The sequence below is a fragment of the Exiguobacterium sp. s35 genome, assembly GCF_018617535.1.
GTDB lineage: Bacteria > Bacillota > Bacilli > Exiguobacteriales > Exiguobacteriaceae > Exiguobacterium > Exiguobacterium aestuarii.
On sequence record NZ_JACSKI010000001.1, the window covers coordinates 599,525 to 622,404 of the forward strand.

Below are 22,880 nucleotides of genomic sequence, written 5' to 3' on the forward strand. Positions count from 1 at the left end.
GTGAGCTAGATGCTTGAGACGTTCCAAAATAGACAAGGTCAGCTTGTCGAGGCACTGATTGAGCACTTGCAGCTCTCTGTCGTATCGCTTTTAATTGCCGTTTTGATTGCCGTACCATTAGGGATTTGGCTGACACGTCGTAAGAAAATTGCCGAGACCGCCATTGGTGTTACAGCAATTATTCAAACAATCCCTTCGCTTGCCCTACTCGGGTTAATGATTCCACTCGTAGGAATCGGAGCATTGCCTGCCATCATCGCGCTTGTGTTATATGCGCTCCTACCAATTTTACGTAACACGTTTACTGGATTGAATGAAGTGGACAAATCGTTACTTGAAGCAGCTCGAGCTTGTGGGATGAAGCCGAATCAAAGTTTGATGAAAGTCGAACTTCCCCTTGCATTGCCGGTCATCATGGCTGGTATCCGTACAGCGATGGTCTTAATCGTCGGTACGGCAACACTCGCTGCTCTTGTCGGAGCAGGCGGACTTGGTACACTCATCTTACTTGGGATTAACCGAAACGATAATTACTTAATCTTACTGGGTGCGATCCCAGCCGCTATTTTGGCACTCCTGTTTGACTTCTTGTTGCGTCAGATGGAAGGTGCGACAGCGACTCGCAATAAGACGAAATTGATTGCTGTTTCTACCGTACTCGCCCTGGTCATCATCACGCCGCTCGCATTTGGTCGCTCTCAAGAGACAGACCTTGTCGTTGCCGGTAAACTCGGTCCAGAGCCAGAAATTCTGATGAATATGTATAAGCTATTGATTGAGGAAGAAACAGATTTGACTGTATCCGTGAAACCGAACTTCGGGGAGACGACGTTCGTATGGGGCGCACTCCAATCAGGTGACGTCGACATTTATCCGGAGTTCACAGGTACAGCACTCGCGAGTCTCGTCAAAGAGACACCTGAGTCAAACGATGCAGGTGAGGTATATGAACAAGCGAGAGAGGCACTGGCCGAAGACGGATACGTGATGCTCGAACCGATGAAGTTTAACAATACGTATGCGCTCGCGATTCCACGTGACTATGCCGAGGCAGAAGACATTACGGCTATTTCAGATTTACGGAATGTCGAGTCCGATATTAAAGCCGGTTTCACCCTCGAGTTCACCGACCGTGAAGACGGGTATCCTGGCTTACAAAACGAGTATGGGTTTGATTTCCCATCTGTCGTCTCGATGGAGCAGAAATTACGTTATCGCGCCATCGCACGAGGGGATGTCAATCTAGTCGACGCTTATGCGACGGATCCTGATATCGCCGAGAACGATCTCGTCGTATTAGAAGACGACCGACAATTCTTCCCACCTTATCAAGGCGCACCACTCATGAAAGAGGAGACGCTTGAAGAGTATCCGGAGATTGAGGATGCGCTCAACCAACTCGCCGGCAAAATTACAGACGAACAGATGTCTGAACTGAACCGACGTGTTGCCTACGGAAATGAACGTGCTTACGATGTAGCGAAAGACTTCTTAGAACAGGAAGGGTTATTATGAGAGCTTTGATTATTTCGAATCCGAAGTCCGGTACGAGCGAAACGATGCTCGGAGAGGTCATCGGAACGATTGAATCGCTCTATGAAGAATTAATTATCAAGAAAACTCAAGAAATCGGAGACGCGCTCCGATTCGCGAAAGAAAGTGGAACGTTCGACCATATGATTGTGATAGGGGGAGACGGGACCTTAAACGAAGTGGTGAATGGATTAATGACGTTAGAGCGTGAGGATCGTCCAACGGTAGGGATCATTCCTGCCGGGACATGTAATGATTTTGCGCGAGCGCTTGAACTCCCCATTCAACCGACACAAGCGGCAAGTGTCATTAAGTCGAATCATGAACAGCATGTGGACGTCATTCAAGTTGATGAGATGTATGCTCTCAATTTCGTAGGAGTCGGATTGATTGCAGACACGTCACGTCAAATCGATCCGGATGAAAAGGAAGCGTTAGGTTCAATCGGTTACTTTTTAGCGACTATCCGCCAGTTTCGTGAAGCTGACCCGTTTGAGATTCGGTTACGACGAGGAGATGAACTCCTTTACGAAGGTGATGTCAGTTTTCTATATGTAGGGAATGGGAGTTATCTCGGGACTGTACCGACGAAGCTTGAGACACAATCGTTTTCAGACGGATTGTTAGAAGTCGTTCACAGTTCGTCAATCGGATTTCCGATGATTCGACAATTGTTGGCCCAGCAACTCGGTCTTGATCAAAAATCGACGGAATGGAATCACTTTCAGGCTCCTCATGTCGAAGTCGAGTTAAATGAACCCCAAATCATCGATGTAGACGGTGAGCATTTCGAAACCGATCACTTAACGATACGAATTCGAGAGCAGGCTCTCATGTTTTTAACGCCATAAAGCATCAACAGAGAAAAGTATTCAGACTTTTCTCTGTTTTTTTGTTGTCCTGACCCTTGAACCGTGTTAGTATTTCACTATTATTATGAAAATGAAATGAAAAACAGGAAGTAGGGGTAATCATGGCGCAAAACTCATTCGCCTCAAAAATTGGATTCATTCTAGCTGCCGCAGGGTCGGCAATCGGTTTAGGTGCGATATGGAAGTTTCCATACGTCACTGGAACTAGTGGGGGCGGTGCCTTTTTACTCATGTTTTTGGCGTTCACATTATTACTCGGTCTGCCATTATTAATTGGTGAATTCATCGTTGGACGTTCTACGCAAAAGACGGCACTTCTCGCCTTCAAAAAATTAGGGCACGGTCGTTGGACCATCATCGGTTATTTAGGTGTCATCGCATGTTTCTTGTTGCTTTCCTTCTATAGTGTTATTGGAGGATGGGTTCTCATTTATATCGGGCTCGGTTTAAGTGGAACATTAAGCGGGCGTTCGGCTGACGAATTCGGGGATGTTTTCGGAAACGTCGTTTCAACACCAGGAATTGCTGTACTCGGACAATTTTTATTCCTTTTAATCACGCTCTTGATTGTATTACGTGGAGTTGAAGCAGGAATCGAACGAATGAGTAAAATTTTAATGCCACTCTTGTTCGTCAGCTTCTTAGTTCTCGTCGTCCGTTCATTGACACTTGACGGAGCGATGGAAGGGGTTCGCTTCTTCTTACAACCGGACTTCTCAGCATTAACGGGTGAATCAGTGTTGTTTGCTTTAGGTCAAGCCTTCTTCTCCTTATCGTTAGGAGTAGCGGCGATGTTGACGTATGCGTCTTACATTAAGACGAAAGGGACGTTGAATCGTTCGGCGAACATGATTGTTCTATTGAACATTGCAGTATCACTCTTAGCTGGGCTTGCCATCTTCCCGGCAGTCTTTGCATCGGGACTTGACCCGGCTGAAGGTCCGGCGCTACTGTTCGTCGTGTTACCGGCAGTCTTCAACCAAGTACCACTTGGTGGATTCTTCATGGTCTTGTTCTTCCTATTATTCGCTTTCGCATCGATCACGTCATCGATTGCCATGTTAGAAGTCGTCGTTGCAGGTGTGACGGATCGATTGAATGAAAAGAAATCGAGTTGGACGAAGAAACAAGTGACGGTAACGGCCGCTATTCTCGTCTTCGTTGTAGGAGTTCCATCCGCATTGTCGTTCGGATTATTGAGTGATGTACAATTGTTTAATGGGCTAACGTTCTTCGATACGATGGATTACCTTGTTAGCTATATCTTGATGCCGGTCGGGGCGCTCTTGACATCGATTTTTGTCGGATACGTCGTCGATCAACGTATATTGAAAGATGAGATCCAAACGTCAGAACCAGGTAAGAAACTTTATCCAATCTGGCATGCGCTCATTCGTTACGTGATTCCCGTAACGGTAGCAATTGTCATGGTATCAACGTGGTTTACAACACTTACAGCACAATAACCGAAACCGTAGGCTCTCAGAGTCTACGGTTTTTTTCGTCGCACAACGGGAAAGAAGTCGTTATAGGTAGTTGTTTCTACACCTTTGGACGGAGGATTTAGCGATTTTTATTATGCTAAAATGATAGAGATGACGAAACTTTTTTTGATAGGTTTCGTAATGTACAATAGAAGTAACATGAGATGAGGTGAAAAGAATGAAAACATGGATGAAATGGGCCCTGACAGGGGCGGTCATATACTTTGCCATCAACGTATTCGATTTCTCCTGGTTATTCATTATCGTAGGGGCGCTCGTCTTGAATGAAGTCTGGTCGACGAACAAGCGCAAAAACCGTCAACGCACACCGACAACGGTTGCGAAACGTGCCAAGAAAAAACTGTTGCTTGATGAGGACGAACCATTCACGGGTTCAAGAATCCTTAAACCGATTGAAGAGCCTGTCCCAGCACGTCAATTCGAGGCGACAGACGATTTAGAGCTTCAATTTTTGCAACGGACGATTGAACAAGGTTATGAGAAGTTGCAACAGATTGACCGTGTCCTTCCTGAAATTAAAGATGTGGAAGTACGGCGTGAAATGAAAGCTGTCTCAAAAGAAGCGCATGAATTGTTCGAAGAACTTTTCGAAAACCCGCAAGACGCGAAACATGTTCGAGACTTGTTCACATTCTACTTAGATTCCCTCGTCTCGGTCGTCTTGAAATTTAAAGAACTTGAAGGAAAACGAGTCGTTATTCAAGAAGAGACTCGAGAGCAATTAATCACGAATATGCGACTAATTGTCGATAAATTTAAAGAACAGCGCGGACGTCTTCTTGAAGATGACGCCGTAGACTTTGAACGTGAACTGATCATGATGGAGCGAGTCTTATCTGATCAGCCGGAAGGGAGAAAGAAACATGACTTCATCGAATGAAACGAACTGGCAGTCATGGCCGGAAGAAGAGCTGACATCTGATACGAAAACAAAAACCGAAACAGAGGGGTTTAGTGACCCTTCTGTGGAGTGGTCATCTGTTTCACAACCTCATGAAGTACCTGCCATTCAAGCCAAGCCAGACGTACCTCAAGAGCATCGTGAGCGAATTACGCGATTGGCGGAGTCCATCGATATTAAAAAGACGGATTCAGTCATGCTGTTCGGCTCGAATGTCCAACGTGAACTCTCACAATTCTCTGACCAGATTTTGACGGAAGTGCGTATGAAAGACGGCGGGGATGCTGGGAAATTATTGTCTGACTTGATGCAAAACGTCCGAAAGATGGATCCAGACATGCTTCAGCCGGAAAAGAAAAGTTTCATGGACAACATCCCGCTCATCGGTCGCGCAAAGAAGAAGGCTGAAAACTACAAGCTTCAATTTGAAAAAATGAACGTCTATTTGGAAGAAGTCATTCATAACCTCGATCGTGCCAAATTCGGGCTCATGAAAGACATCACGATGCTCGATCAAATGTACGACAAGAATAAGCGATATTTCGAAGAGTTGAACGTCTATATCGCTGCGGGTGAGACGAAGCTTGATCATGTACGTGAACATGAGATTGCGCCACTTCGTCAAGAAGTGGAAATTTCAAAAGATCAGTCTAAGCTTCAACAATTGAACGATATGATTCAATTGGCAGACCGTTTCGAGAAGAAGTTACATGACTTGAAATTGAGTCGTACGATCAGTCTTCAAATGGCACCACAAATTCGAGTGATTCAGCAGAATAACCAAATCCTTGCAGAGAAAATCGAATCAGCGGTCGTCAACACGATTCCTCTTTGGAAAAACCAAGTTGTCCTTGCACTCAGCTTGACCCGTCAGAAGACGGCACTTCGCATGCAACAGGATGTGACGAAGACGACCAACCAGTTGCTTGAGCAGAACTCGAAGATGTTGAAAGACTCTTCAATTGAAATTGCTCAAGAGAATGAAAAAGGGATTGTGTCGGTGGAGTCACTTAAAGTCGCCCACGAGAATTTACTCTCGACGTTGGATGAAACGTTACGCATTCAACAAGAAGGGAAACAAAAGCGTCGTGACGCTGAGCGTGAACTTGATCGGATGGAACATGAGCTTAAAGAGAAAGTCATCGAGATTGCTTCTAAAAATAAAGAACTACCTAAAGATACTGGATATTAAGAAGGGAAGTCTGAGCAATCAGACTTTCCTTTTCTACGAGGAGGGGCTTACATGGAGAAACAACGATTGTGGGACGAGACGTGGTTATTGTTTGCCGATATGATGGCTGAACGACACTCAAAGTGTGCATCTAAGAGTGTTGCCTGTGTCATCGTAAAAGATGAAAAGCCGATCTCAATTGGTCTAAACGGCACACCGTCTGGTCATACGAATTGTAATGAAATCTATATCAAGCAAGAAGATGGGTTTTATAAACATACCGACTATGTTGCGTCGACGGACCTCGATATGATCAACGAACCAGCTCGGCTCATCCGTAATGGTGTAACTTATATCAAATGTACGGACCCATATGACCATCATCACTGGTCGAAGCAACATGAGATTCATGCGGAAATCAATGCGATTGGAAAATTGGCTGCCGACTCGACGAATGCGTTCGGTGCGACGGCATATGTTACCCATTCACCTTGTCATGCCTGCTCCCTTGCGCTGATTGCAGCACGCGTTGCACGCGTCGTTTATGCGGTCGGTTATGAGCATGGTGACGGTTTAGAGTTGATGCGTGAAAGTGGGATTGAAGTGTTACATATGCCACTTGAAAAAATGTACAAAAATACATTGTAAACGTTTTCATTAGATGATATATTATTAATGTACTGCCAATGGTGTTTTACTCTTCCATTATTCGCCCCTCCTCGGAGGGGCCTTTTTTTGTTCAAAATGAAGTGAGACAAACTTTACACATAATGTTCAATATTTCACAATATACTCTTTGAAATCTCTTATATAATGAAAGTAGATTCAGGAGAGGGGAATTTGATTATGGAAAAACTCGTTCGCTTTACAGATGGTGCATATGAAGTGGAAGCGTTAATCACACTTGAAGAAGTGTGGGAAGATAAATTTGCGATTGGCATGCATCAGGAATTGGCAGTCAAATCGTTAACCATTAACGGAAATGAAGTATCAGAAATCAAACACGTTCGTGCACTCCTTCGATATTATCCGACACTTGGCGTCTCGGGAATCTTGTTGGCATTAGACAAGGCAGCCGCTGAAATCGTCGCTTTGTCGAAAGATCAAGATCCAGCACTTCAATACGTTGAACTCGTGGCACTTCAAATGGATGAAGCGGCGACGAATGACTTGAAAACTTTATACGCAGCGATGTGATTTAAATTGGGTGAACTATTTCACCCAATTTTTTATTGCATCTATTTTTTGTTATGGTATGATGTTTACAGATGAAGAAATGGAATGCCATATCGTTGTCAACCATAAGCATGGGGATCTAGATAGCTAGATCGCTGTCAAAAAGCCACGTTCATAGGAACGTGGCTTTTTTTTGTGCAATGAGGTCGAATCCGGCTGCTACATCGTTAGCGAGGTGAGCGTCTGATCCTAACGTGAAAGGGATGTTCAGTCGGTTGGCGCTCTTTGCAAGTCCTGCGACGTACGGCTCGCCACAGTCAGGCTTTCTTAATCCCGCCGTGTTGAAATCGAGTCCGAAGCCCCGATCAGCAATCGCTAGTAAGAGACGTTCCTCTTCCTCTTTTACATGTGAACGGTCCCATTCATAATTTTTTTGATATTTGATCGGTAAATCAATGTGTCCAATCCGAGCGACGTTGATGTTTTCCCATGGGAATCCAAGGCCGCGTTCGATTGACTCATAATAAGCTTTCATCACATTTTCGAATGAGCCGAGCGCTGTGACTAGCTCATCAAACGTCTCAGCAGAATAATCAATCGGCATATATATGCCATCTACATATAAGAAGTGCTGTGACAAAATGACTTCATCAAGCAATGGTGCAAAAGGTTCTAATAAAGCGATTGTCTCTTCCTCAAGGTGTGGCAACAAGTCGACTTCTAGCCCGACTTTTATATCGATGACATCTTTAAAGTGTTGTTTCATCCGCTGTAATGTATCGAGATATTCAGGAAGTAGATCGATGGACATTGCTGAGTCTTGGTTCGGGACCGGATCGATAAACGATCGTGGGAACGGCGCGTGTTCTGTGAACGTCATTGTTTGCAGGCTTTTTTCGATTCCGGCTTGAATATATAGTTCAATCGGGTCTTTTGTGCCGTGTGGACAAAATGGGGTATGCACATGACCATCATGGGTAAAGTTAAACATCCGTTACACGTCCTTTTCAGTTCAATTGGTTGACAGGTGTTGCTCTGTTTGATAAATTTAACACACTGCTTTAGTTTGGTAAAGTGATAATAAGATAAAGGGTGGTTTTCATGATTTGGTCAAATTCAAAAGGTTCGATTCCAGAAGGATGGTATGAACTTCAATCAGGAGATGTCATTCGACCAAAGCGTTGGATGCTGTCATTTTTAGAGAAGGCAGAGGCGAGCGGTTATGCCGTCATCGACCCACCGCTACTCGAATACTATTCGCATTATCAAAATTTGGCGCTCTTTGACGAGTCGGCCTACTATCGTTTATTCGGGAATGACGGGGAACTCCTTGTCATGCGCCCTGACTATACACTTCAAATTGCTAGAAAGCTAGCAGACGGTCATGAACCGATGCGTGTCGCCTACGCCGGAGCTGTCTATCGTCGGACGGTCAAGCATTCAGGTCAACCGCATGAACGCCAACAGCTTGGACTCGAGTGGGTCGACGGTGAAGAGAAAGACAGTCATCTCATTGAATCTTTTCTCGATATGACTGAAGGAGTCCTTCCAAAAGATCGTTTGACATTAAAAATCGGATCAGCGGCTGTCATCTCGTTAATCGCGAAAGAGACGGGCATACAGGAACGCACATTCCGAAAAATCTTGGCGCTTCGAAATTTAGAGTCATTACGCGAACTAGCTGAGACGTATCGGTATCCATTGATTGCGAAGCTTCCTTTTTTAATTGGGAACGCTGCACTTGAAGAATTACGTGCCGAGGCACCGGATTCTTTAAAAGATGCCATTGATGAAGTCGATGATGCCGTACAACACTTGCGCTCAATCGGACTAGAGGTGTCATATGACTTCGGTCAAACGGGAGACTTTGATTACTATTCTGGTTTGACGGTGACGGGTAGCGTTGAAGGCAAGCGAGTCCTTTCAGGTGGACGATACGATTCCCTATATGGACATTTTGGACACTCGAGACGAGCGTTCGGCATGTCACTCGATTTAGAACAGTTAGATGAGGTGATGAAATGAAGGTAGCGGTCGCAAAAGGACGAATTGAAAAAGCAGCCCGTCAATTTTTTGTAGAAAAAGATTTGCCGGTATGGCCGGAAAAGCGTGGACGTGAGCTGACGGTACAGGCAGGGGATCATGAGTTTATTTTCGTCAAAGGGGACGATGTCTATAAATATGTGATGCACGGTGCCGCAGATGTCGGAATCGTCGGGGGAGATATTCTACGAGAAAAAACACCTGGCGTGCTCGAAGTCGTCGATTTACCGTTCGGACGTTGTCGGATGGCCGTATGTGGCCCTAAAGTTCGACGTAATGGCACAAAGAAATTAAAAGTGGCCAGTAAATATCCAAACATCGCCATCTCACACTTTGCTTCGAAACGACAGAACGTTGAAATCATCGCGTTGAATGGGTCGGTCGAACTTGCTCCGCTAACCGGACTCGCTGATTGCATCGTCGATATCGTCGAGACGGGTGCGACGTTGGCAGCGAACGACTTAGAGGAGTATGAGACAATCTTTTCAATCAATGCAAAGTTCATTACGAGTGAAACGGCTTTGGCGGAACAGCCTGACGAATTGAAGGAATGGATCCGTAAGCTGAGTCAGGAGGGAGACGCATGAGCACTGAAACGAATCGATCACGTCGCGAAGCATGGGCCGAGGCCGTGAAACCAATCGTCGAATCGATTGAAACCCGTGGAGACGAAGCGCTACTTGAATGGACGCGTCAATTCGATGGCGTCGACAAAATCGAATCAGTCGATTTGTCTCGCTTCACCCCGCCGGCAGCATATGCCGAATTAACTGAAGCGCTGACATTGGCAGCAGAACGGATTCGTGCGTTCCATTCTCATCAAGTACGGCAAGATGATGTGTTTGAAGATACGATGTTCCGACTCGGTCGACGTTATATGCCACTCGATTCGGTCGGTGTCTACGTGCCAGGCGGGACAGCTGTCTATCCGTCGAGCGTCCTGATGAACATCATTCCTGCGAAAGTCGCCGGTGTCAAACGAGTGGTCATGGTCACCCCTCCAAAAGCAGATGGAATCGATATTTCGCTTTTGATCGCAGCAAAAATCGCAGGAGCTGATGAATGTTTTCTAGTAGGAGGCGCACAAGCCGTTGCTGCACTCGCATATGGGACAGAAACGATTCGCCCGGTTGATAAGATTGTAGGACCGGGCAATGCGTATGTCGCGACAGCGAAGGCACTCGTGTCGCACATCGTCGGCATCGATTCCGTTGCCGGACCGTCTGAAGTGTTAATTGTTGCCGATGAGACGGCGAATCCGAAGTGGGTCGCGGCTGACCTTCTCGCACAAGCAGAACATGACGTAGAAGCGACAGCAATCGCACTCGTCACGACAGAGACGCTTCGTGATGAAGTGGAGCGAGAACTTGAACGACAGCTCGCGCTCTTACCACGACAGGACATCGCAAGAGAAGCGTTGAAGCGTGGCGGTGTCTTGTATCGATCGCTAGAGGAAGCCATCGAGTATGCGAACACAATGGCTGCCGAGCACGTCCAGTTAGCCGTTAAAGACCCGGAGCAATTGATGAAGTCGATTCGTCACGGTGGGTCGTTCTTCCTCGGTCACGAGGCAGCTGAGGCGTTCGGAGATTATATCGCTGGACCGAATCACGTCTTACCGACGAGTGGGACAGCGCGATTCTCGAGTGGATTGTCCGTCGACGACTTTTATCGCCGTCAGACGTTCCTTGAGATGACAGAACTCGATGAGACGATTACGAAGGCGGCGATTCGAATCGCCAAACAAGAACAACTAGAAGGACATGCCCGTGCAATGGCTGTTCGGATGGAGGACGTATGAGACGAAATTATCAGAACATCCCGCGCTATGTGCCGCATGCCGTGAGTGGGTTCGCTCTCAATCAAAATGAGAGCCAATATCCGTTACCAGAACGATTGAAACAAGCGATTCGTGACGTATCACTTGAGGCACTAAGCCGTTATCCGGTCGACGAGTTGATTGCTTTAAAAGCGAGTTATGCGACCTATGCAGGAGTCGAGTCGACACAACTCATGGTCGGAAGCGGAAGCGATGAACTGTTGGCAATTTTAAGTCAGGCGATCTTAGATACAGAGGACCGTGTCCTCGCTCCGGCACCTGACTTTTCGATGTATGGCATTTATACTCAAATCGCGAGAGGCCAATTCATCCAACCTGATGCGAACGGATTGAACTATGAGACACTCGTCGAGCTCATTCAATCAATCAAACCGAAGCTCGTTCTGATTTCGAATCCAAACAACCCGACAGGCAAGATGTGGACGCTTGAACAACTTTCGGACATTGCGGCACGCGTCCCGTATCTCGTCGTGGATGAAGCGTATATCGATTTCACGATGGACGACTCATTTGTGTCTCGCTTGAACGAGCACCCGAACGTCATCATCCTACGGACGTTATCGAAGGCGTTCGGTTTAGCGAACCTTCGGATTGGTTTCATGATTGCCTCAGAGGAGATCATCGAACAAATCGACCGATTCCGCTCGCCGTTCAACGTCAGTGGACTCAGTGCCGCTGTCGCGAACGTCGTCTTACGAGATGCATCATACATTCAGGAGTCGATTCAGTTCCATACGGCGCAACGTGAGAAATTAACGGAGTTGTTACGACCAATCGGTGAGATTTTACCGAGCCGTGCCAACTTCATTTATGTCAAAGCGGATGATAGTGAAGAATGGGCATCTCGCTTCCTTGAGAATGGAGTCCATGTACGCGCGTTTCCTGATGGGCTACGTGTCAGTGCGGGAACAGACGAAGCGTATGCCTATATTCGACAAACGATTGAAGAGGTGAATTCTGTTGAGAACAGCTGAACTAAAACGTGAGACGAAAGAGACGAAAATAGACATTCAATTAAATCTAGACGGAACAGGGGAGAGTTCCATTCAGACGGGGGTCGGGTTTTTTGACCACATGTTGACGTTGCTCGCCTTTCACAGTCAGATGGACTTACACGTGAAAGTAGAAGGCGACACATGGGTCGATGCCCATCATACGGTCGAGGATGTCGGGATCGCGCTCGGGCAACTCATTGCGAAGTCTCTCGGGGACAAAGTCGGGATTCGTCGTTATGGCTCAAGCTACATGCCGATGGATGAGACGCTCGCGCGAGCGGTCGTCGATGTGTCAGGGCGCCCTTACCTTGTCTATCAGGCGGAGATTCGCAATCCGAAGCTCGGCGATTTTGACACAGAACTCGCAGAGGAGTTCTTCCGTGCCGTCGCCATGAACGGTCGACTCACGCTTCACCTCGCCGTCCTTTACGGGTCGAATTCACACCACATGATTGAAGGGTTGTTTAAGGCGTTCGGTCGGGCACTCGCCGAGGCGGTCTCGAGCGATGGGACGAACCGACTCCCTTCTACGAAAGGATGGATCGAAGGATGAAAGTAGCTGTCATCGATTATGGCATGGGAAACGTGTTCAACGTCGAACGTGCGTTACAAGCTATCGGCTGTTATGTCGTGATCACGAATGATGCGAGGCAAATTGAAGAAGCGGACGCCATTTTACTCCCTGGTGTCGGTGCTTTCCCACAAGCGATGCAATCACTCGAACAGACAGGTCTTATCCCGTTACTGCAACAAATGGCGACAGAAAAGCCGTTTTTAGGCATTTGTCTCGGGATGCAGCTCTTGTTTGACTCAAGCACGGAAGGGATGCCGACGAAAGGTCTCGGTTTGATTCCGGGAACTGTAGAACGTATGCGTGCGAAGCGGCTCCCACACGTTGGATGGAACTCGATCCTTCGGGACGAGGATGTCTATTTTGTCCACTCTTACCATGCGGTGACGGATGACGAATACATCGTGGCAGCGGCTGAATACATGGGTGAGAAAGTTCCGGCGATTGTTCAAAAAGGGCTCGTGACGGGCATGCAGTTCCACCCAGAAAAAAGTGGGACGTTCGGTCTCAGTTTACTTCAAGAATGGAAGGAGGCGGTCGAACGTGAGATTACTACCCGCCATTGATTTAATCGGAGGAAAGATTGTCCGTTTGACGGAAGGTGATTTTTCGACAGAAGAACAATATGGTGACCCGTATGAGCTACTGAAGGAATGGCAAGGAAAAGTTCCGATGATTCACTTGATTGATTTAGAAGGGGCCAAAGCAGGTGAGCCACGTCACTTAGACGTCGTTCGCTATGCAAAGTCTCTTGGATTCCTCGTTCAAACAGGGGGCGGGATTCGTTCAGAAGCCTCACTCGATGCGGTCATGGAAACTGGTGCGGACCGCGTCCTTTTAGGGACGAAGGCGTTCACGGACCCTGACTTTTTGGATCGGGCTATCGAGAAGTACGGCAATCGAGTCGCCGTGGCACTCGATGCGTATGATGGGAAAGTCGCTATCAACGGCTGGCAGGAAGCGACGAAACTCGATGATATCTCTGTCGCCCAAGACCTCGTCCAACGAGGAATCGAGACGATTTTGTATACGGACATCGGTTCTGACGGGAAACTAAACGGACCGAACGTCTCCCGCATGAAGGCGTTACGGCAAATCGTCAACGTCACCCTGATCGCTTCAGGCGGTGTGACGACGGAAGAGGACGTGAAAGAACTGAAGATGGCCAAGATTGATGAGGCGGTCGTCGGCAAAGCGCTCCTCTCCGGTAAAGTAAGTATCGATGAACTGATTGAATGGGAGGCGCGTTATGCTTAAACGCAGAATTATTCCATGTCTCGATGTGAAAGAAGGTCGTGTCGTCAAAGGGATTGAATTCGTTCAATTACGAGACATTGGCGACCCGGTCGAAATTGCGAAATATTACGATGAGTCGGGAGCAGATGAACTCGTCTTTCTCGATATCACGGCAAGTACGGAACGCCGACAGACGATGCTCGATGTCGTCAGTGCGGTTGCACGAAAAGTGTTCATTCCGTTGACGGTCGGTGGAGGGATTCGTTCGCTTGAGGATATCTCTTCACTGTTAAAAGCAGGAGCGGACAAAGTATCATTGAATACGCTCGCTGTCGAATCTCCGAGTCTCATTCGTGAAGCCGCGGATCGTTTCGGATCACAATGTATCGTCGTGGCGATCGATGTGAAGTTTGAAGACGGGGCGTACTACGTCTACACATATGGCGGTAAACAGAAAACCGAGCTGTTGGCAGTCGAATGGGCGAAACAAGTGGCCGCACTTGGAGCGGGTGAACTTCTTGTCACGTCCATGAACCAAGACGGGAAGCAGAGCGGATATGACCTGACGATTTTAGAACAACTCCGCGAAGTCGTCGATATTCCGATTATCGCTTCCGGTGGTGCAGGGAATGCCGAGCACGTAGTCGAGGCGCTTGAGAAAGTCGATGCCGCTCTTCTTGCCTCCATCTTACATGACCGAAAAACGACAGTAGAAGAGGTGAAGCACGTATGCACGAGTCACAACTTGCCGATGCGGTTCGTTTCGACGAAAATGGACTAATCCCCGCCATCATCGTTTCAGAAGAGGATGGGGAGGTCCTCATGTTAGGATATATGAACGATGAGGCAATCCGACAAACACTTCGTGAACGAGTCGTCACGTTTTGGTCCCGATCGAAAGATCGGCTGTGGATGAAGGGGGAGACGAGCGGGAATACACTTGACGTCGTCAGCATTCACGTCGACTGTGACCAGGATGCGCTTCTCGTTCGTGTCCATGCGAACGGTCCGACGTGTCATACCGGGAATCGAAGCTGTTTCTTTACGGAGGTGAGCGTATGATTCATGAATTGGAGCAATTGATTCAATCTAGAAAAGCAGAACCGAAAGAAGGTTCTTATACGACGTACTTGTTGGAACAGGGTGTTGAAAAAATCGCTAAGAAGTTTGGTGAAGAATCGTTCGAGGTTGTCATTGCTGCCATGACGGATGAAGACTTGGTCGAAGAGTCAGCAGATCTTCTGTATCACTTACTCGTCTTGTTAGCAGCCAAAGGTGTTCGTTTAGAGGATGTGGAGGCGTTACTTGCCAAGCGTCATGGAACGACGACACCGGCGAAGCCGCGTCGAGACGTCACGGAATGGTAAACGAAAAGGGAAGGAGACATGCTCCTTCCCTTTTTTGTGTTATCGATTGACCGAAGCGGCCATGCGAATGTATGTATGACGCCGTCCGCGAATGGCAATCGAGAGTGCCTGAATGTTTTCAGGTACGGCAATCCCAGATAATCCGGCATCGCCGATATGAACGATATCCGCGCCGCCTCGTTTCGAAGAGAGTGCGATGTCACGAACAGTCGCCACATCAGCTCCTTCTTGAGACGTCCCAATCGCTGCTAACGTGAGGGCCCCGAGCGCTTGCAATTCTTGTACGAGTTCGTGGAAGGAGTCTTCACGGACACCTGGTACGGTTCCTGGAGCCGGCAATAGAATGATATCTGCCCCAGCTTCGACAAAGCGAATGTATGCGTCGCGGTCCAATACGTTGCCGACACCGGCCTGATGCATTTTTCCGGCAATGATGACGCCGGCGAATTCACGACGCCCCCGGATAATGGCTTGTTCGATTGCTTCATTCGTGACCCCCGTATTCGGGTTGCCCGTCAGACAAACGAAATCGATTCCGAGTTCAGATGCTTTTTGGAACGCTTCAACTGAAGCGAGTCTGCCTCGTTTCACTTCATTCATCTCAGACGATTTCTCTGAAAAGTCGACGGGTTCCAAGTTGACACCGACCGGTAATCCAATCAGTCTTTTTAGTTCCAAAATCGGATGGTCGCTCATCTCATCACCTGGTAGATCTCCGAACAACGCATGACTTTCAAGTCCTTTAATATAAGGATGGAACACATCCAACATGTTCAATAAAATCAAGTCGGCACCGAACGCTCGCGCCAGTTCTGCGTTCGTCACTTCTGGGTAGAGCGGTTGCACGGTCGGGATGACCTCGGCCATGACCGTTCGTCCTTCTGCCTTTCGAATCGACCCGACTAAATCTTGACGATTAAATGTTATAAAATCACTTGCCCGACATTCTAAAATTCGTTTCATCACATCTTCCTCCTTCTGCTCATCTTTGTCTCTATTCCCTAAAGCCTTCAAAAATCCTCTATACTGATTTTAAGGAGGGATCATGATGACGGAAAAAGAGAAGATGATTCGTGGTGAATTATATTTAGCTGGTGATGAGACGCTCGTTAAAGATCGGAAGCATGCCCGGCGATTGATCGAGCGATTTAATCGTTCCGGGATTGATGATTTGACTGAGCGGAAAGAAATTCTTAGTGCGTTACTCGGATCGACGAAAAAGTCGTATTACATCGAACCAAACTTCAAATGTGATTATGGGTATAACATCCACTTAGGCGAACGTTTCTATGCGAATTTTGACTGTGTCTTTCTAGACATCTGTCCCATCACGTTCGGGGATGACTGTATGCTTGCACCAGGTGTACATATCTATACGGCGACACATCCGATTGATCCGATTGAGCGCATCTCTGGGTATGAGTTCGGGAAGCCGGTGACCATCGGCGACCGGGTATGGATTGGTGGAGGGGCCATCATCAATCCGGGTGTGACGATTGGTGATGAGGCCGTCATCGCATCTGGCGCAGTCGTCACAAAAGACGTTGCACCTCGTACAGTCGTTGGAGGAAATCCGGCGCGCGTGATAAAAACGATTGATTGACAAAAACTCCTGAACACGAGGTTCAGGAGTTTTTTACGTTCATCGATTCAACGTATTGCTGAATCGCTTGTTGTGTAAGCTTGAGTGCGGCCTCATCACCGATGGTCACTCGAATCCCCGTCGATTGTTTCGACGTGTGTACATTCAATGCAGTCAAATGTGACCATACGACTTCAGGCTGCCCTAACTCGACATACAAGAAGTTCGTCGAGGCAGGGAGGACTTGACCGATGGCTTCTAAAGCTACCATCCATTTCTGTCGCATCTCTTCATGCCATTCAATCGATTCTTGAAGATAATGCCCGTCTTTTAAGAAGATGTTGCAAATTTTTGCACTTACCCCGCTAATGTTAAACGGGGGAATGAATTGGCGGAAGTAATGTGCGAGTTCGCTATTTGTCACCATGAACCCGATTCGGACGTTCGCTAATCCGAACGCTTTCGACATCGTACGGAGGACGATGAGATTTGGATGCTTCGCGATAAATGGGATCATGCTGGCATCAGGTGTGAAGTCCATATACGCCTCATCCACCACGAGGTACGGCACGAGTGTGGCGAGGTGCGTCAACTCTTCAACGGTCCTCAGTTTTCCGGTTGGATTGTTCGGGTTCGATAGAAGAAGAAGTTTTGGATGATACGTCTCGATTGCCTCCAAGATGCCTTCATACGATAAATCAGCGGCTTGAACATGTTGACCGTGTGCGATTGTCGTGAAAATGGGATACATCGAAAAATCAGGGGTCGGGGACAGGACGATGTCATCTGGAGCGAGCAATGCTTGCGTTACGACATGGATCATCTCATCACTCCCACAACCGACGAGTAATTGCTCGGGTGTCACACCGACATACGTGGCGTAACGTTCAAACAACTCATTAATCGGTTCGACAGGATATTCATGTAAGTCATGATAGGTCATAGAATCCAGTTGATTTTTGATTCGGACAGGTAAAGGGAACTGGCTCTCATTTTGGTTTAACCGATGTCCCGTCGGATAGACGACGGGATAAATCGGTAGCTTGACTTGTCTCATTCAGTCGGCTCCATTGAAAACCATTTTTTCACCAATTCATCAATTTCACCAGACTCCATCATCTTGTTCAACTCTTCGTTGAATTGGTCGCGTAACTCATCATCTAATTTGAATGCCACTGCTGATCCTTTTTCGCCATCCTCTTTCAATGCGAACGTATAGAAGCTGTCATCTTGATCGAGATACTTTTGAGCGACCGTATCTTCGATGACCATCGCATCGATCCGACCCGTGTTCAACTCTTGAACGATCTCAGGAATTTTGTTCAATGATACGAGTTCGGCGTCAGGAGCCTGTTCTTTCGCGATGTTTTCTTGAATCGAAGCCGTTTGGACACCGATTTTCTTCCCAGACAAATCTTCAATCGCTTGAAGTGACTCGTCTTTCGTCATAATCAAGTTTGTCGCTGACAAGTAGATATCTGAGAAGTCGGCGTTCTCTTTACGCTCTTCAGTCGGTGTCATTCCTGCCATGACGAAGTCGACACGGCCACTATTGAGGGCCCCGAGTAAGCTACCGAAGTCCATATCTTCGATTTTCAATTCGTAGCCGAGTCGCTCTGTGATCGTTTCTGCGATTTCAATATCGAATCCGACAATCGCATCCCCATTTGCCGTATCGACGAATTCATATGGGAAGTAATCGGCACTCGTCCCCATGACGAGTGTTTTCTGTTCTGTCGCTTCACCTTCTGTTTCTTGACTACATGCACCGAGTAAAGCCGCGCTCATGATAAGTGTACCTGCTAATAACCATTTTTTCATATGTGTATAATGCCTCCCTGTAGTAGATGAGACTAAGTGTATATGCATGATTATTAATTGTAAAGTATAAAAATACAAAAACATCAAAAAAAGAAACACTTTCGAGATGAAAGCGTTTTATTCGTAGGTTCTCATAAGATACGAAACGATTCGCTCAATCGGAATCTCTCGATTGTCCATCGTATTGATTTGTAAGTAGGTATGGTTCTTAGGGCGTTTGCAGTGTTCATTCATCTTAGACCAATTCTCATACGAAACTTGATTAATTTGACTCGGTCGTCTGACACGGTTTCGAAGTCGTGCGTTAATTTCTTCGTAATCTTCATGACGACACTCGATATAACGATATGTCGCTCCGTACTTTGTGAAATCGCTATCCCTTTATCAAGCATTTCGTCATAGAGACAAGGACTGTCGAGAATGACGTTTTGTCCAAGTGATAGGTGATACTCGACGAGAGACCAATCGACATCATAGGCCATCTTCCCGATTTCTCCATCCGAGAAATTGTCGATAGGAAGCGTACGAAGCAATGCAGTTTTCGATACATCATGATCGATGACGACCGCGTGTACATGTTGGATGATTCGTTTAGCCAATGTGGATTTTCCAGATCCAGGTGTTCCAGACATTTGAAGAAAAAACAGATGATCACCTCACATCTAAATAGGAGTAAATCTTATTACTCATATAACTTGATTTACTTGTTACATTGCCTCAGTTCTTCAAGGTGGACATTCGATACAGTCGACCTGAATAACCTCATATGGCTGATTTTAGCATTTGCATACCATAATGACATTTCCATCAAGATCTTTGAAATTGAACCAATGATCGTGCTCGATCGGTGTGATGACATCAATATTTTTTTGAATCATATAAGAATAAGCTTGATGGATGTCATGTGTATTCAAGTGAAACAGTGGTGTCTGGATGATGTTATCTGTTGAGTAGATTTTGCTATCTAAAACGAGGTTGGTGCCCTCTAATGGTATGACATATAAATGGTCGAATAAGATCTCTCCTTTTATTGACAAATCGAATAAATTACAATACCAGTCACGCGCTTTTTGAATATCACTCACCGGAATAAAGATGGTGCCGATTTGGTGAAGAATAGGGTTCATAGAAGTTCCTACTTTTTCGTTTGATGAATAAAGTTTTCAACATCCTTCCGAGATTTTAACACGATGATCTGCTTCTCATGAGAAAATTGTGAGATTCGTTTGAGCATCTCAGGTCGTTGAATATCAGGAAAGTTCCACACCCATTTGAGGAATGCGAAATCAAGCTTTTCCTCACAAGATGCGCCCATATCGGGCCGTGTCGTACCACGGTAACGTATCACTCTTTTTAGAACCCGATATACGCACACGATACGTGGCAAATCAATCAAAATGACAGTGTCAGCTTCCTGTAGACGCAAGTCCAGCGTGTTCCCGAAGTTTCCGTCAATAATCCATTCGTCTTTCTTCACGAGTTGTTGTTGAATGTTGATTCGTTCTTCTCTCGGCGCCATCACCCATCCCGGTCTCCACATGAGGGCGTCTAAATGATAGACATCAAGTTGCAACTGTTCCCCGAGTTGGCGCGCGAGGGTGGATTTGCCCGCACCACCGGAACCGATAATCATGATTCGTTTCATTTTTTCATTGTTGTCATGTGGTAAGTTGTTCATTTACTCTTGCTTATCCTCCAATACGATCCATTTTTCTAATCGACCATCCTCTTCATAAATGACACGGAAATCCATCTGACCGATGACGAGGCGTTGTTCCGAACTAAACACGACAATCGGATAGTTTGTCGATACCGGTTTATCCGTCTCAAAGATGGGACTATGCGCCTGCATCGCATAATACCCGTCCGATCTCGTGTTGGCAGCCCCTGCATCGATTTGAGTCACATGTTCAAATCCTCTCAGTCTGAGCACATAACTATAAGACGTTCTCGCCCCTTGTTCGAGACGCCATTCTTCGATAATGGCTGACTTGTCGTCGATTGTTCGTTCTTCTAACACTTTCTGTGCCGTATACTCTTTTTCGTAAGGGATCATCTCTTGAATGCTGACGACGGTCATCGTCGCGAGTTTGAGCGATTCCTCGGAAGGTGGGGTAATCAGTATACCAATAAAGATGAGGATTGGAATTAATAAATAGACCATGACACGACTGCGCATTTTCATCACCTTACCTTTTCAGATGTGAACTATTTCTGCATAAGAGAATCGGTTCCCTTTAAAAGAAGTCTGGAATCTTATAAACCGATTCATTTCTTCATTTTTTTGAAGGAGTGGGTATCATACAGTTAGGAGGGATGTTCATGAAGATTGGGGTCATTGGTGGAGGCATCGCCGGCTTGACGGCAGCTGCGCTCGCGCAACAAGAAGGTCATGATGTAATTGTCTTTGAAGCGTCGCGTGAATGGGGCGGGTGTGCCGGTAAGTTTCAACGTGGAGACTACTTGTTTCCCGCTGGCGCGACACTCGGGATGGGATTTGAGCAGGGAGGGGTCCATCAGCGGGTTCTCGAGAGGCTTGGAGAAGCGGTCGAGGTCACTTTATTGGATGAAGTAATGGATATTCATCTCCCGGACCTTACCATCACCTATTATCACGACCGCGAACGTCTCCTCGAAGAGCTGAGTCGCGCGTTTCCGGAAAACCTTCATGCGATTCATGCGTTCTATCGTGAAGTGTGGGGCGATTTTGAGAAGATTCGCCCGTTGTTTCAGCAGTTGCCCGCTCTTCCATTTCGCACGGTCTCGGATATGATGTATGCACTAAAAGGCTTCCGTCCGAACCAACTCATCACGCTCATGAAACTCCAACGGCCACTTGGTGACACGTTAGCCCGTCATGGACTAAACAATACGATGTTCGAACGATTCATTGATGGCATACTGCTCGACAGTTTGCAAACCGGTGCGAAGGAAGCGAGTCATTTACTCGGTGCAGTCGCACTGTCGGTCTATCACGAAGGGGCATACTATGTAGGAGGTGGACTGTATCAATTGGCTCATGCATTAGAGCGCGCCGTCCGAACGTTTGGTGGTGTTACAAGATTAGGAAGAGATGTGCAGTCCATCGATCGTGTGTCGGATGGGTGGCTTGTCACCGATCGAAGAGGTCGGCTTGAATTGGTCGACGTGGTTGTGTCTGCCATACCGATTGAGCGGACGAGTGAACTTCTCAAAGGACAGGAACAACGACGGTTCAAACGACAGTATCGTAGGCAGTTGAAGCAGTCGCAATGGGGCACGTTCAGTCTGTATCTCGTCCTACCTGAGGACATATGCCAACAACAGCCACTTTTCCAACAAATTTATCACGAGCAATTACCGAGTGGCCATGCGTTCATATCGATGTCTGCACCAGACGATGTGTTGCGGACAGAACGTCCTGAACGAACCATCACGGTCTCCACACATATCGATTTATCAGAATGGCAGCATTGGAAAGACCGGGCAGCATATGAGAAACTAGAACAAGATTGGACCGATCGTCTCGTCGACGTCGTTGCGACTGCGTTCCCCGATTGGAATCGTGAGTCTTCACTTCTCCTTCCCGGTGGACCAGGTGCATGGGTGAAGTATACGAAACGTCCACATGGGGCAGTCGGAGGTTATTCTCAGACCCCAAGCCAGGCGCTGTTCCGTGCCGCGAGCTATCGTACAGACTTACCGAATTTTTACGTCTGTGGAGATACGATATTTCCGGGGGCGGGAACGATTGGCGCGATGACGAGTGGGTTACATGTCGCCCGGGCACTCGGGGCGACAATTGAATAGGGGGAAAACGGATGAAGAAAAAAACATTTGGTGAACTGACAACGATGGAATTGTATCGCTTACTGGCACTACGGACTGAGATTTTTGTCGTCGAACAGAGTTGTCCGTATCAAGAAATCGACGGGAAAGATGAACAGGCCGTCCATTATTGGATTGAAGAAGATGGAGAAATTGTCTCTGCTCTTCGCGTGTTGACGGAGGCGTCTCCTATTGCCATCGGACGTGTCGTCACGAAAGCCGCTCATCGAGGAAAAGGCTATTCTCGTCAGCTGATGAAAGAGGCAATCCAGGACTTTGGACATGAGACGCTATATCTTCAAGCGCAGACGTATGTGGAACCATTCTACGCATCGTTCGGATTCAAACGGACTAGTGAAATTTACAATGAGGACGGGATTCCGCATGTCGATATGTTACGGGAATCCTTAAATCCCGCTAGTACCGTTTCCGAATCGTTCATGTTAGAATGAGAAAGAAC

26 protein-coding genes and 1 pseudogene are annotated in these 22,880 nt (G+C 47.0%); 19 read left to right on the plus strand and 8 right to left on the minus strand.

All coding sequences use genetic code 11. The features are described from left to right. Positions 1–9 precede the first annotated feature (9 nt). From KNO75_RS03090 to KNO75_RS03120, 7 genes are all read left to right on the plus strand, one after another. Positions 10–1,515, plus strand: coding sequence for an ABC transporter permease/substrate-binding protein (locus KNO75_RS03090; protein WP_214788519.1), 1,506 nt, complete (start codon positions 10–12; stop codon positions 1,513–1,515). Next, a complete protein-coding gene (locus tag KNO75_RS03095; protein WP_214788516.1) occupies positions 1,512–2,384 on the plus strand; it encodes a diacylglycerol/lipid kinase family protein in 873 nt (290 codons plus the stop codon). Before KNO75_RS03090 ends, KNO75_RS03095 begins: the two co-directional genes overlap by 4 nt. Before the next feature lie 122 nt (positions 2,385–2,506). Then, complete coding sequence (locus KNO75_RS03100) at positions 2,507–3,871, plus strand: sodium-dependent transporter (protein ID WP_214819727.1); 1,365 nt, start codon at positions 2,507–2,509, stop codon at positions 3,869–3,871. A gap of 196 nt (positions 3,872–4,067) precedes the next feature. Then, positions 4,068–4,790, plus strand: a complete 723-nt coding sequence (locus KNO75_RS03105; RefSeq protein ID WP_214788511.1) for a 5-bromo-4-chloroindolyl phosphate hydrolysis family protein — start codon at positions 4,068–4,070, stop codon at positions 4,788–4,790. After that, on the plus strand, positions 4,774–6,003 hold the full coding sequence (locus KNO75_RS03110) for a toxic anion resistance protein (RefSeq protein ID WP_074034586.1): 1,230 nt from the start codon (positions 4,774–4,776) through the stop codon (positions 6,001–6,003). Before KNO75_RS03105 ends, KNO75_RS03110 begins: the two co-directional genes overlap by 17 nt. 51 nt (positions 6,004–6,054) lie before the next feature. Next, a complete protein-coding gene (locus tag KNO75_RS03115) occupies positions 6,055–6,630 on the plus strand; it encodes a deoxycytidylate deaminase (RefSeq protein ID WP_214793923.1) in 576 nt (191 codons plus the stop codon). A 198-nt stretch (positions 6,631–6,828) separates the two neighbouring features. Next, the gene (locus KNO75_RS03120; protein WP_214788506.1) at positions 6,829–7,179 is read left to right on the plus strand and encodes a hypothetical protein; all 351 of its coding nucleotides are present in this window, start codon (positions 6,829–6,831) and stop codon (positions 7,177–7,179) included. A gap of 151 nt (positions 7,180–7,330) precedes the next feature. On the opposite strand, the gene hisJ is transcribed toward KNO75_RS03120, so the two are convergent. Beyond that, positions 7,331–8,149: a histidinol-phosphatase HisJ gene (gene hisJ / locus KNO75_RS03125; protein ID WP_214816003.1), complete on the minus strand. Its 819-nt coding sequence runs from the start codon at positions 8,147–8,149 to the stop codon at positions 7,331–7,333. Between the two features lie 110 nt (positions 8,150–8,259). On the opposite strand from hisJ, the gene KNO75_RS03130 reads away from it, so the two are divergent. The 9 genes and pseudogenes from KNO75_RS03130 (at position 8,260) to hisIE (ending at position 15,210) form a co-directional block, all read left to right on the plus strand. After that, on the plus strand, positions 8,260–9,183 hold the full coding sequence (locus KNO75_RS03130) for an ATP phosphoribosyltransferase regulatory subunit (RefSeq protein ID WP_214788501.1): 924 nt from the start codon (positions 8,260–8,262) through the stop codon (positions 9,181–9,183). Further along, complete coding sequence (gene hisG / locus KNO75_RS03135) at positions 9,180–9,788, plus strand: ATP phosphoribosyltransferase (protein ID WP_214793917.1); 609 nt, start codon at positions 9,180–9,182, stop codon at positions 9,786–9,788. Before KNO75_RS03130 ends, hisG begins: the two co-directional genes overlap by 4 nt. Continuing rightward, on the plus strand, positions 9,785–11,002 hold the full coding sequence (gene hisD, locus KNO75_RS03140; protein ID WP_214793914.1) for a histidinol dehydrogenase: 1,218 nt from the start codon (positions 9,785–9,787) through the stop codon (positions 11,000–11,002). Before hisG ends, hisD begins: the two co-directional genes overlap by 4 nt. After that, on the plus strand, positions 10,999–12,015 hold the full coding sequence (locus KNO75_RS03145) for a pyridoxal phosphate-dependent aminotransferase (protein ID WP_214819729.1): 1,017 nt from the start codon (positions 10,999–11,001) through the stop codon (positions 12,013–12,015). The genes hisD and KNO75_RS03145 overlap by 4 nt, the downstream gene beginning before the upstream one ends. Further along, positions 12,002–12,589 carry an imidazoleglycerol-phosphate dehydratase HisB gene (gene hisB / locus KNO75_RS03150; RefSeq protein WP_214816009.1) on the plus strand — a complete coding sequence of 196 codons (588 nt, stop codon included), beginning with the start codon at positions 12,002–12,004 and terminating at the stop codon, positions 12,587–12,589. Before KNO75_RS03145 ends, hisB begins: the two co-directional genes overlap by 14 nt. Then, positions 12,586–13,173, plus strand: coding sequence for an imidazole glycerol phosphate synthase subunit HisH (hisH, locus tag KNO75_RS03155; RefSeq protein WP_214793906.1), 588 nt, complete (start codon positions 12,586–12,588; stop codon positions 13,171–13,173). The genes hisB and hisH overlap by 4 nt, the downstream gene beginning before the upstream one ends. Next, on the plus strand, positions 13,151–13,864 hold the full coding sequence (gene hisA, locus KNO75_RS03160) for a 1-(5-phosphoribosyl)-5-[(5-phosphoribosylamino)methylideneamino]imidazole-4-carboxamide isomerase (protein WP_214816012.1): 714 nt from the start codon (positions 13,151–13,153) through the stop codon (positions 13,862–13,864). Before hisH ends, hisA begins: the two co-directional genes overlap by 23 nt. Beyond that, positions 13,857–14,624 carry an imidazole glycerol phosphate synthase subunit HisF gene (gene hisF, locus KNO75_RS03165; protein WP_214819731.1) on the plus strand — a complete coding sequence of 256 codons (768 nt, stop codon included), beginning with the start codon at positions 13,857–13,859 and terminating at the stop codon, positions 14,622–14,624. The genes hisA and hisF overlap by 8 nt, the downstream gene beginning before the upstream one ends. Then, positions 14,573–15,210: pseudogene (gene hisIE / locus KNO75_RS15005) on the plus strand (bifunctional phosphoribosyl-AMP cyclohydrolase/phosphoribosyl-ATP diphosphatase HisIE). The gene hisF and the pseudogene hisIE overlap by 52 nt, the downstream one beginning before the upstream one ends. 39 nt (positions 15,211–15,249) lie before the next feature. Here hisIE and KNO75_RS03180 read toward each other — a convergent pair. Then, positions 15,250–16,173 (minus strand): DUF7916 family protein, encoded by a 924-nt coding sequence (locus KNO75_RS03180; protein ID WP_214788471.1) that lies wholly within the window; start codon positions 16,171–16,173, stop codon positions 15,250–15,252. A gap of 85 nt (positions 16,174–16,258) precedes the next feature. Between KNO75_RS03180 and KNO75_RS03185 the strand changes: the two genes are divergently transcribed. Continuing rightward, a complete protein-coding gene (locus KNO75_RS03185; protein ID WP_285800641.1) occupies positions 16,259–16,813 on the plus strand; it encodes a maltose acetyltransferase domain-containing protein in 555 nt (184 codons plus the stop codon). 22 nt (positions 16,814–16,835) lie between these two features. Here the strand turns inward: KNO75_RS03185 and KNO75_RS03190 are convergent, their stop codons facing one another. From KNO75_RS03190 to KNO75_RS03215, 6 genes are all read right to left on the minus strand, one after another. Next, entirely contained in the window at positions 16,836–17,849 is a 1,014-nt protein-coding gene (locus KNO75_RS03190) for a pyridoxal phosphate-dependent aminotransferase (RefSeq protein ID WP_214819736.1), read from the minus strand. Continuing rightward, positions 17,846–18,613 carry a transporter substrate-binding domain-containing protein gene (locus KNO75_RS03195; protein WP_214819738.1) on the minus strand — a complete coding sequence of 256 codons (768 nt, stop codon included), beginning with the start codon at positions 18,611–18,613 and terminating at the stop codon, positions 17,846–17,848. Before KNO75_RS03195 ends, KNO75_RS03190 begins: the two co-directional genes overlap by 4 nt. Positions 18,614–18,843: 230 nt before the next feature. Further along, positions 18,844–19,212, minus strand: a complete 369-nt coding sequence (locus KNO75_RS03200; protein WP_251126027.1) for a hypothetical protein — start codon at positions 19,210–19,212, stop codon at positions 18,844–18,846. A 177-nt stretch (positions 19,213–19,389) separates the two neighbouring features. Beyond that, positions 19,390–19,740, minus strand: a complete 351-nt coding sequence (locus tag KNO75_RS03205) for a VOC family protein (protein ID WP_214819740.1) — start codon at positions 19,738–19,740, stop codon at positions 19,390–19,392. An 8-nt stretch (positions 19,741–19,748) separates the two neighbouring features. Beyond that, positions 19,749–20,258 (minus strand): DNA topology modulation protein, encoded by a 510-nt coding sequence (locus tag KNO75_RS03210; RefSeq protein WP_214821665.1) that lies wholly within the window; start codon positions 20,256–20,258, stop codon positions 19,749–19,751. A 33-nt stretch (positions 20,259–20,291) separates the two neighbouring features. Further along, positions 20,292–20,792 carry a hypothetical protein gene (locus tag KNO75_RS03215; protein ID WP_251126028.1) on the minus strand — a complete coding sequence of 167 codons (501 nt, stop codon included), beginning with the start codon at positions 20,790–20,792 and terminating at the stop codon, positions 20,292–20,294. 143 nt (positions 20,793–20,935) lie between these two features. Here KNO75_RS03215 and KNO75_RS03220 point away from each other — a divergent pair, with 143 nt between their 5' ends. Together KNO75_RS03220 and KNO75_RS03225 are read left to right on the plus strand one after the other, a co-directional pair. Continuing rightward, positions 20,936–22,402: a phytoene desaturase family protein gene (locus tag KNO75_RS03220; protein WP_214819742.1), complete on the plus strand. Its 1,467-nt coding sequence runs from the start codon at positions 20,936–20,938 to the stop codon at positions 22,400–22,402. A gap of 11 nt (positions 22,403–22,413) precedes the next feature. After that, complete coding sequence (locus KNO75_RS03225; RefSeq protein WP_214819744.1) at positions 22,414–22,872, plus strand: GNAT family N-acetyltransferase; 459 nt, start codon at positions 22,414–22,416, stop codon at positions 22,870–22,872. Positions 22,873–22,880: the final 8 nt, after the last annotated feature.